The organism is Bacillus sp. JJ1566, from assembly GCF_036962685.1.
Lineage (GTDB): Bacteria > Bacillota > Bacilli > Bacillales > Bacillaceae_L > Ferdinandcohnia.
This window is the reverse complement of sequence record NZ_JBALOP010000011.1, coordinates 1-10,386: the sequence shown is the minus strand read 5'-3', so window position 1 is coordinate 10,386 and position 10,386 is coordinate 1. Positions and strand designations below refer to the sequence as shown.

The following is a 10,386-nucleotide window of genomic DNA, read 5'->3' as shown; positions in this document are numbered from 1 at the left end:
AAAAAATTATCATGATATAACAAAAACCCCGAACACCTTACCCTTATTTACATTATTTCACAATATCAATTTTTTGCAGAAAAAAGTAAAAAACTCCCACAAATCAACGTTGGATTGTAAACGGTTTCATTATTTTTTAAAATATATTGTCTTTAAAATAATAATTTTCTGCCTATTCTACCTTATTTGACAATAAAAAACATTATTCGCCAAAGGAATAAATCTCATCTACCACGAATTAATATAATAAAGTGAGTAAGTGATACCAAACCAAGGTCTTATTATTTTTTATTTAATTTCATACAAATGACATAAATTTTTGGTATTACTAACTTTCTACTTACATATATCAAAAGGAGGAATCAAAAGTGAATTCTACGCTTGAAAAGGAGGCTGAACTTTTTCCAAGTGAGTTCGACCTGTATTTATTTCACGAAGGAACATTATTAGAAGGCTATAAGACGTTTGGTGCACATTTTATGTCCTATAAAGGGGATGATGGTGTACGATTTTCTGTTTGGGCACCTCACGCAAAAGCCGTGTCTATCGTTGGTGATTTTAATAACTGGGATGGCAGTGCAAATAGCCTTGAAATGATTCCAAACTCTGGTGTATGGGTTGGATTTATTCCAGGATTAAAAGAGGGTGGCCTTTATAAATATGAAATCACAACTGCAAATGGTGTTAAGAAACTTAAAGCCGATCCATTTGCATTCTATTCCGAGGTAAGACCCAATACTGCCTCTATTATAACTAAACTCGACCAATACAAGTGGAGTGATAAGAAATGGATAAAAAACCGTGACAAAGCAGATTCCTACAATAATCCAATGATGATTTACGAATTACATACTGGTTCTTGGAAAAAGAAAAAAGACGGTAGCTTTTATGCATATCGCGAGTTAGCTGATGAGGTTATAGACTATGTAGTTGAACATGGTTTTACGCATATTGAATTAATGCCGATCATGGAGCATCCATTTGACTTATCATGGGGATACCAAATAACTGGCTTTTATTCTGTTACAAGTCGACATGGGAGTCCTTTAGACTTCATGTATTTCGTGGACCAGTGTCATCAAAAAGGCATAGGTGTCATACTTGACTGGGTTCCAGTTCATTTCTGCCGTGATGATCACGGACTTGGAATATTTGATGGAACTCCTCTTTATGAGCCTACAGAATCAAAACGAGCTGACCGACCATTATGGGGAACGTACAGCTTTGACTTTACAAAACCGGAGATTCATAGTTTCTTACTTTCCAATCTTGCTTTTTGGATGGATGTGTACCATATTGATGGCTTTCGAATCGACGCCGTATCTTCATTAATCTACCTCAACCATGACAACCCGCAACAAGAAAAGCTATTTAATCAATTTGGTGGCGAAGAAAATCTGGAGGCAATTGAATTTATTAAAAAAGCCAATGAAGCGATGTTCAAGAGATATCCTGGCGTGTTGATGATTGCAGAAGAGGCGACCGATTATCCTCTTGTAACTGCACCAACAACTAAAGGCGGATTAGGCTTTAATTATAAATGGAATATGGGGTGGGTGAATGATGTCCTTAAATACATGCGCCTGCATCCTTCTGACAGACGTTATCATCATAATTTATTAACTTTTTCCTTCTACTATGCATTTTCAGAAAATTTTGTTTTACCTTTTTCTCATGATGATGTTGTTCATGGAAAGAAATCCCTTTTAGATAAAATGCCAGGCGACTACTGGCAAAAGTTTGCAAATTTACGATTATTATATGGATATTTGATGACCCATCCAGGAAAAAAACTTCTCTTCATGGGTGGAGAGTTCGGTCAATTTTCCGAATGGAAGGAGCTTGAGGAGTTAGACTGGATGCTTCTAAACTTTGAATCTCATAATAAGCTTCAGAACTATTTCAAAGAGCTTCAGCATTTTTACAGCATGAATTCAAGCCTTTGGAGACTTGATCATGAACAGGAAGGCTTTGAATGGATTGACCCTGATAATCATGATCAATCCGTCATTACATTCATAAGGCATGGGAAGCGCAAAGGTGATTACTCAATCATTGTTTGCAACTTCGGGGTCGATGTCTATGAAAATTATCGCATTGGCGTCCCATCAACTGGGAGTTATATAGAATTGTTTAACAGCGATTCAGTGGAATATGGAGGCTCTGGTCAAATAAATGCAGCCGCTATTACAGTTGATAAGGCGCCAGCACATAATCAACCATACAGCATGACAATTAAAGTTCCACCTTTAGCAATAAGTATCTTTAGAAAAGAGACAAAAAAGAGAAAAAGAGGTGTCATCAAAAAATGAGGTCAAAGAAGTGGATTGCAGTTGTATTAGCAGGTGGTCAAGGGTCAAGATTGGGGGAGTTAACAACAACCCTTGCCAAACCCGCTGTTCCGTTTGGTGGAAAATACCGAATTATTGATTTTCCCTTAAGTAATTGTACTCATTCAGGAATTGATACAGTCGGTGTCATTACTCAATATCGCCCACATGTGCTCAATAATTATGTAAGCAATGGGCGCCCTTGGGATTTAGACCGGAACAATGGGGGAGTAACCGTCCTTCCGCCATACCTTGGAAAGAATGGCGGAGATTGGTACAAAGGAACAGCCAACGCAGTCTACCAAAATATCCATTATATTGAGCAATATGATCCAGAATATGTGCTTATTTTATCTGGCGATCATATTTACAAAATGGATTATAGTAAAATGCTTCGCTTCCACCTGGAAAAGGATGCTGCTGCCACTATTGCAGTTATTGAAGTTCCATGGGCTGAAGCAAGTCGCTTTGGAATCATGAATACAAACGATGAAAAGAAAATTGTTGAATTTGATGAAAAACCAGCCAATCCCAAAAGCAATCTTGCATCAATGGGGATCTACTTGTTCAAATGGAAGTTATTAAAGCAATACTTGATTAAAGATGAAGGTAATCTTCAGTCTTCCAACGATTTTGGGAAAGATATTATCCCAAAATTACTTAAAGACAATAATCAGCTATATGCATACCAGTTTGATAGCTATTGGAAAGATGTAGGCACCATTGAAAGCCTCTGGGAAGCACATATGGACTTATTAGATGATGCTCCTGGCTTCGATTTGCATGACCCAAGCTGGCCGTTCTTTACCGGAATTGCGACACACCCGCCACAATATATATCGCCGGCCGCGGAGGTTTCTCAATCATTAATAAATGAAGGCTGCATTGTACAAGGAAGGATTGACCACTCAGTTCTCTCATACAATGTAAAGGTTGGAGAGAATTCGTTTATTAAAGACTCTGTTATCATGCCAAATGTTCAAATTGGCAAAAATGTGACCATTCATAAAGCAATTATCGCAAGTGATTTATGCATTCCAGATGGAGCACATATTGGGTCTGATGCCCCGAACGCTCCCATTACGTTAATTGGAGATGAAAGCACAGTAAGACCATTAACAGTAAGCAATTAAAAACACAGGTAGGAGCGATGGGATTGGAACGAGTAATTGGTGTCATTAATTTAGTGAATGATAAACAATATTTAAAAGAATTAACCCAGCATCGTTGTTTGGCAGCTGTACCATTTGGAGGAAGATATCGACTAATCGATTTTACAATGTCCAATTTTATAAATGCTCAAATTAAAAAGGTTGGCGTCTTTACGAAGGATAAATATCGTTCCATCATGGATCATCTTGGCAATGGAAAGGAATGGGATCTTGATCGACGAAATGGTGGATTGTTTATTTTACCTCCAATCCACCCAGATAAAAGTATAGTTGGGGATATTCAGCAATTTTATGATCATCTTGAGTTTTTCAAACGGTCCCATGAAGACACTGTCCTTTTTTCTCCTGGTCACCATGTCTATAAAATAAACTTTAATGAAGTGATAAAAAGCCATAGAGAAAGCGGGGCAGACCTGACAATTGTTTATAAGCAATTCGATGGAGAGCCTGTCGAAAAACCAATCTATCATAAATGCATCCTAAACGCAGATGAGAAAGTAGCAAATCTAGAACTCTATACTTCTCCAAAACAAGGAGACCCTGTCTGTACAGAAACCTTTGTTTTTTCGAAAAAGCTGTTAATTGAGCTAATTACGAAATGCTATGAAAATGGTGAATACGATTTTATTCGAGATTTAGTCAAGGCGAATCTACATCGCCTAAAAGTAAACAGCTATCATTTTAAAGGTTATATGCCATTTATTCATTCAATTTCAAGCTATTATAAAACGAATATGGAATTCTTAAATCCACAGGTAACGAAGGAGTTTTTCTTTGACAACTGGGAGATTTATACGAAAACGAAGCATGAACCACCAGTTAAATATTCCACAACCTCTAATGTCAGTAATTCTTTAATTGCAAACGGCAGTGACATAGAGGGAACGGTTGAAAATAGCATTATATTTCGAGGGGTCAAAATTCGCAAAGGTGCCACTGTCAAGAACAGTATTATCATGCAAAAAGGCGTGATTGACGAAGGAACCTACCTTGAGAATGTGATAACAGATAAACAAGTAAATATCACATCAGAAAAAGTAATCATAGGGGATGCTACCCCAACTGTTATCAAAAAAGCTGAGATTATCTAATGGGGGAAAATCATGAATGTATTATTCGCAGCATCTGAGTGTGCTCCATTTATTAAAACAGGCGGACTAGGGGATGTAATAGGGGCTTTACCAAATGCATTGCAGCAGGAAGGAATACATGTAAATGTGATCCTTCCGAAATATGGTGATTTAGCAGATGAATACAAGGAACAGCTTGTATTGGAACGAATTATTGAAGTACCATTAGGATGGCGAAGACAATATTGTGGCATTGAAAAATTAGTGCACAAAGGAATTAGCTACTATTTTTTAGATAATGAATATTACTTTAAACGGTATGGAAGCTATGGTTTTTATGATGATGGGGAGCGGTTTGCATTTTTCTCTAGAGCAGTACTCGAAGCTATCCCATATTTAGATAAAAAGCCAGATATCATTCATTGTCACGACTGGCAAGCAGGACCAATTCCACTCTTATTAAAAGCACATTATTCAAACCGTCCTGACTATCAGGGAATTAAAACGGTTTTTACGATTCATAATTTACGCTATCAAGGAATCTTTCCGAAATCTGTTTTAGGTGAATTACTAGATGTGAGTGAACGCTATTTTCATATAGATGGTGTTGAGTTTTTTGGGAATGTCAGTTATATGAAGGCGGGTTTGGCTTTTGCTGACACACTTACAACTGTTAGTCCAACCTATGCAAATGAAATTCAAACCGCTTATTACGGGGAACAGTTGGACGGATTTTTACGGAAACGCAATGTTGAATTGCAAGGAATTGTAAATGGGATTGATGATGAAAATTATAATCCCGCTTCTGACAAAGCAATTTTTAACCATTATGATACTTACGTAGGAAAACTGGAGAATAAGAGGGCGTTACAAGAGCATCTCGGTCTACCTGTAAATGATCAAATACCCATCATTTCTATGATTACACGACTCGTTGGACAAAAGGGCATTGACCTTGTCTTGCATGTTTTTGAAGAAATCATTAGCCAAAATGTGCAGTTTGTTTTGCTCGGAACAGGCGAAAGCCATTATGAGGATGCTTTCCGTGATCTAGCAAACCGATATCCAACAAAGGTATCAGCGAATATCTTTTTTGACGAAGCACTTTCTCGAAAAGTGTATGCGGGTTCCGATTTGTTTTTAATGCCTTCACAGTTTGAGCCTTGCGGGATCGGACAATTACTCGCCTACCGTTATGGGACTTTGCCAATTGTGAGAGAGACAGGTGGGCTAAAGGATACAGTTCAACCTTACAATGAATTTACCGACCACGGTAATGGCTTTAGCTTCACGAATTACAATGCACACGACATGTTGTATACAATTGAACGTGCGATTTGGTTTTATCGTTTCCAGCCAAAGAAATGGAAAGAGCTATCAGAAAAAGCGCTAAAGCTTGATTTTAGCTGGAAAGCATCTTCAAAGGAATATTTAAAATTGTATGAAGAGCTACAATTTGCTTTTCTTTAAGTTAAAAAACGTTAGGGACGTGGCCCTAACGTTTTTACCTTTTTCGACTTAATTGTGTTAGTGCAATCCTTCTTAGGGATGAACTGCTAAAATCAGTTCCATTCCTTTTTCTCATCCGTTCCCGAATGGGATTGTCTTTTAATATAGGATTTACCTTTTCATCGTTGTTTTCCATCACAGGAATACTCCTCCAATCCTTTATATAGTTATAATCCCCTGTTTAAAAGTTTTATATCACTGCATTAAAAAAGTGATTCTCCCCGAATCACTTTTTTCACCATTATTTATCTTTTTTAATCTGAACATTTTGCGGACGCTTTGGATGTCCAACTTTATTTTCATCATCTGGACCTGTTAAGGTATTCCGTTTATCTAAAACTTTACCTGTAAATTCAACCGGATTGAGATTTGCCATGTTTTTCACCTCCATCTTTTAGGATGGTTGAAAAACAAAATAACATGACAAGCAAATTCAATTCCTGAGCGTATAATAGTTCTTTATACTTGTATCCGCTATAGATTGATACAGTGTATTTGTTAAACTGTTTGCTCCTTTTGAGTCAAGGCCAAGCTCCCAAATCATCATACCGCCAAACCCGTGGTTTAAGGCCAGCTCCGTTTTTCTTGTTATCATTGTTTGGCCATTATAGTAATAGGTTGTACCATTCATATTGACGGTATCATTTACCGCATTTTCCGGATTATTTTCGATGATTGCTTCATATGATACTGGCTTGATATTCGGATCAGCGGGTTGCCCATAAAACGGAACACCTAAAACCAATCTCTCCTTGGGTAATTTGTGAGCATCAAACAAGTTTGACCAGTATCCCACAATACTCTCTGTAAACGGATATGGAGATAAATTCTCGGCAAAATATCCACCATCCCATTGGCCATCATAGGCCATAATGTTTACATAATCGACATATTGAAACATTGTCGGCTCATATTTAACATATCCGAGCTCTGTTAATGTTTGCCCATGAATTTTTGAGTGAACAGCAATTGATAATTCCTTGTTATTAGCATGTAACTTTACACCTAATATTTTCATAAATTGATGTAAATTCTTCGAATCTGCATCAGTACGAGGGTGTTCAAAATCAATATCAATTCCATCAAGATTCTCTCGTTCAACTACTTCAATAAGCTCATCAACAAGCTTTGCTTGGGAATTAGGATTTGCAAGTGCTGCTGAAAAATAATCATAGGATTCGCCACCATTCATATGGAACCAACCACCAACAGCAAGCATTGCCTTTGTATGATGTTTATGAGCATTTGCAACGATTTTTTTAAGATTCTTTACCGCGTGATCACCTGTAAAAAGAATTTGACCATCCTTTGTAGGATGAACAAATGAAAAAATAATATGGGTTAGTTTTGAATAATCAATTTGATCTGGATCCCGAAAATCCTGGACATACCCAACTAAAACCTTAGACTGCGTATTATCTAGCTTCGGCAATTCTTTAGGTGCAGGTGTTTTACTCGAATGAGGTGCATTCTTTGTCATTTTATTTTCATTTTGATTTTGGTTTGTTAGCTTCGTACCCGTTAAAATTCCACCAACAAATACCACAACCAATAAAATAGAAAGGAAGATATATCGCTTTTTCATGATGTTGTCCTCCTGATAAACTTTATCTATAGATTGTATCAAACAGTTTAAGCTTGTTGGTGTGGTAATATCATCCTATATCGATAAATATTTTTAAGAGTCCTATGTAAACTATTAATAATATGACATGTTAGCAAGGAGCAATTAAATGAGCAATCAACTTGGACAGTACTATAATCAAGCAGTCGTACGAGCAAAACAGATGATTATGGATGATATCCATCATTACTTAGAACAAAAAGATACAATCCCTACTTTTGAACAATATGTGCGTGAACGGGGGCCATTTATCGATCAACTTTGGCAAAACGCCTGGCTGAATACCGCAGTTCAAGCACCTTTTTCAGAAAAAAAGACTTATTTAGAGGAGCGTGGCTTTGAAGTAGAAGGTGTCGGTAAAACGCTACTAAACAAGCTATTTCGAACAGAGGTTCGCGACATCGAGCCCTTTGATTTTATCTCCTGGCTTGAGGACACATTTGCAAACCAACCGAAAGAATGGGAGCAAAAATATAAATCTGCAAGAGAAGACTTTGAAGCTCGATTGAAAAAACAACTGGAGAGAGAAGAAAAGAGAAAATTCATTCTTAAGCTTAATTTTTATCTAAACGAAATAGTAGGTGACCACTACGATGAACTCTATCTGAGGATTCGATATTTGCTAGGAAGTCATTTAGCAATAGAGATTGAGCAAAAAGGAATGGTTTTATCATCAGATGATATTACTTTTTCTTCTTACTTATATAAAGAAACGGAACTAGCACATAATCGTTATTTCTATCAAGAAAACTTGATTGAGCAATATGAAGATCTCATTTTACATCAACTCATGGATTTCGGTCCGAATTGGTTAAAATCTCACTTACCAGAACAAATATTCGATGAGTGTAAAATTAGCTTTCAGGAACCATTATCTGATGCTTTTCTACAAGAAGTGGCATATGAGTACTTCTTAGATGTTCGTGATGAATTATTTGAGGATATTTTAGAGGAATATGTATCCGATCTTGTAAAGCTAATCGATATTCCATTTGATCTCGGCATACATAAAGAAATATTTGAGAGGGATATTACCGAGCGTAAAGAACAAGCTGAAAAGGAAAAAGAGGAACTTAAACGCCAAAAGGAAGAAGAACAAAAAATGATGGAGGATATTTTTGGGCGTGCCTATCATTTATCACCAGGACGAAATATTCAATATATTCTTCATGTTGGAGAAACAAATACTGGAAAAACCTTTCAAGCTATTCAAAGAATGAAGGATGCCAGTAGCGGGATCTATTTAGCTCCTTTACGATTACTAGCACTTGAAATTTATGAAAAATTGAATGAAGAAGGAGTGCCTTGTCATTTAAAAACTGGTGAAGAAGAAAAAATTGTCCAGGGTGCAAATCACTTATCAGCTACGGTTGAAATGCTTAGAGAAAAAGACTTTTATGAAGTAGTTGTGATCGATGAGGCACAAATGATTTCCGATAAAGACCGTGGCTTCTCCTGGTATAAGGCCATTACAAGTGCAAATGCAGAGGAGGTTCACATCATTTGTAGTTTTCATGCAAGATGGATGATTCTTCAGTTGCTTGGAAACTCAAATGTTGAAGTGCATGAATATCATCGGGATGTACCACTAGAAGTAGAACCACAAGCTTTTCGTTTGAATCAAACACGAAAAGGGGATGCACTTGTTTGTTTTTCACGAAGAAGAGTGCTCGAAACAGCTTCTGAGCTGCAAAGAAGTGGTCGTCGGGTGAGTATGATATACGGTAGTATGCCTCCGGAAACAAGAAAAAAGCAGATTCAACGCTTCAATGAAGGGGAAACTACGGTTATTGTTGCTACAGACGCAATCGGAATGGGGCTAAACCTACCAATAAGACGGATAGTGTTTTTGGAAAATGACAAATTTGATGGAACAAGAAGAAGATTGTTAACCTCTCAGGAAGTGAAACAAATAGCAGGACGAGCGGGAAGACGGGGAATTTACGATATCGGGAAAGTCGCATTTACGAGTGATATTAAGACCATGACACGTCTATTGGAGCAAGAGGATAAACCCCTTGAGGGCTTTGCAATTGCACCAACGAATGCGATTCTGGAACGTTTTCAAAAATACTCACGAAAAATGAGGATGTTTTTCTTCCTTTGGGATCAATTTAAAAGTCCTGAGGGCACTAAAAAGGCAAGTCTTTATGAAGAACGGATGCTTTATGAGTTGATTGAAGATACAATCATTGAGGCTAAGCTTTCGTTACCTGATTTGTACGGTTTTTTACATTTGCCTTTTTCGTCAAATGAGCCATCATTAAGAGCGCAATGGAAGAAAACCCTAGAAGCGATTGTCGATGGTGCCCCAATTCCTGATCCAATCCTGAAGGAAACCGGACTTGAGGAGCTTGAACTCTCTTATAAAGCGGTGGGCCTCCATTTGTTATTCCTCTACAAATTAGGGAAGCAGACAGAAGCAATTTATTGGGAAAGAGTACGAGAAGAAATTAGTGACAAAATACATGAACAATTAAAGAGTGGTATACAACCAGCTAAACGGGTATGCAAACGTTGCGGTAAGAATCTGCCAATCGGCTTTTCATTTGCAATCTGTAATGAATGCTATTTCGAGCGACCAAGGAGAAGAGATTAACGTTTTTTTGTTAGTGACTGTATTTTTGAAATAGTGACAGTAATTCGGTAGATCAACTAGTTTTAAACTAGTTGATCTATTT

At 37.2% G+C, this 10,386-nt stretch carries 8 protein-coding genes; 5 read left to right on the top strand and 3 right to left on the bottom strand.

Features of this window, described 5'->3' with window-relative positions; all coding sequences use genetic code 11:
* Nucleotides 1-368 precede the first annotated feature (368 nt).
* From glgB to glgA, 4 genes are read left to right on the top strand one after another with little or no spacing between them, the layout of a single operon-like run.
* Complete coding sequence (gene glgB, locus V7112_RS06200) at nt 369-2,312, top strand: 1,4-alpha-glucan branching protein GlgB (RefSeq protein ID WP_335416803.1); 1,944 nt, start codon at nt 369-371, stop codon at nt 2,310-2,312.
* Nucleotides 2,309-3,463, top strand: a complete 1,155-nt coding sequence (locus V7112_RS06195) for a glucose-1-phosphate adenylyltransferase (RefSeq protein WP_335416801.1) — start codon at nt 2,309-2,311, stop codon at nt 3,461-3,463. Before glgB ends, V7112_RS06195 begins: the two co-directional genes overlap by 4 nt.
* Nucleotides 3,464-3,486: 23 nt before the next feature.
* Nucleotides 3,487-4,593, top strand: a complete 1,107-nt coding sequence (glgD, locus tag V7112_RS06190) for a glucose-1-phosphate adenylyltransferase subunit GlgD (protein WP_335416800.1) — start codon at nt 3,487-3,489, stop codon at nt 4,591-4,593.
* Nucleotides 4,594-4,605: 12 nt separating this feature from the next.
* Nucleotides 4,606-6,042, top strand: a complete 1,437-nt coding sequence (glgA, locus tag V7112_RS06185) for a glycogen synthase GlgA (protein ID WP_335416798.1) — start codon at nt 4,606-4,608, stop codon at nt 6,040-6,042.
* A 34-nt stretch (nt 6,043-6,076) separates the two neighbouring features.
* Here the strand turns inward: glgA and V7112_RS06180 are convergent, their stop codons facing one another.
* The 3 genes from V7112_RS06180 to V7112_RS06170 all read right to left on the bottom strand — a co-directional run bounded on the left by V7112_RS06180 (nt 6,077) and on the right by V7112_RS06170 (nt 7,666).
* Nucleotides 6,077-6,217: a hypothetical protein gene (locus tag V7112_RS06180; RefSeq protein ID WP_335416796.1), complete on the bottom strand. Its 141-nt coding sequence runs from the start codon at nt 6,215-6,217 to the stop codon at nt 6,077-6,079.
* A gap of 105 nt (nt 6,218-6,322) precedes the next feature.
* Nucleotides 6,323-6,457 (bottom strand): hypothetical protein, encoded by a 135-nt coding sequence (locus V7112_RS06175; protein ID WP_335416794.1) that lies wholly within the window; start codon nt 6,455-6,457, stop codon nt 6,323-6,325.
* Nucleotides 6,458-6,514: 57 nt separating this feature from the next.
* Nucleotides 6,515-7,666, bottom strand: a complete 1,152-nt coding sequence (locus V7112_RS06170) for a glycoside hydrolase family 18 protein (RefSeq protein ID WP_335416792.1) — start codon at nt 7,664-7,666, stop codon at nt 6,515-6,517.
* A gap of 148 nt (nt 7,667-7,814) precedes the next feature.
* Between V7112_RS06170 and V7112_RS06165 the strand changes: the two genes are divergently transcribed.
* Complete coding sequence (locus V7112_RS06165) at nt 7,815-10,304, top strand: helicase-related protein (protein ID WP_335416790.1); 2,490 nt, start codon at nt 7,815-7,817, stop codon at nt 10,302-10,304.
* Nucleotides 10,305-10,386 lie beyond the last annotated feature (82 nt).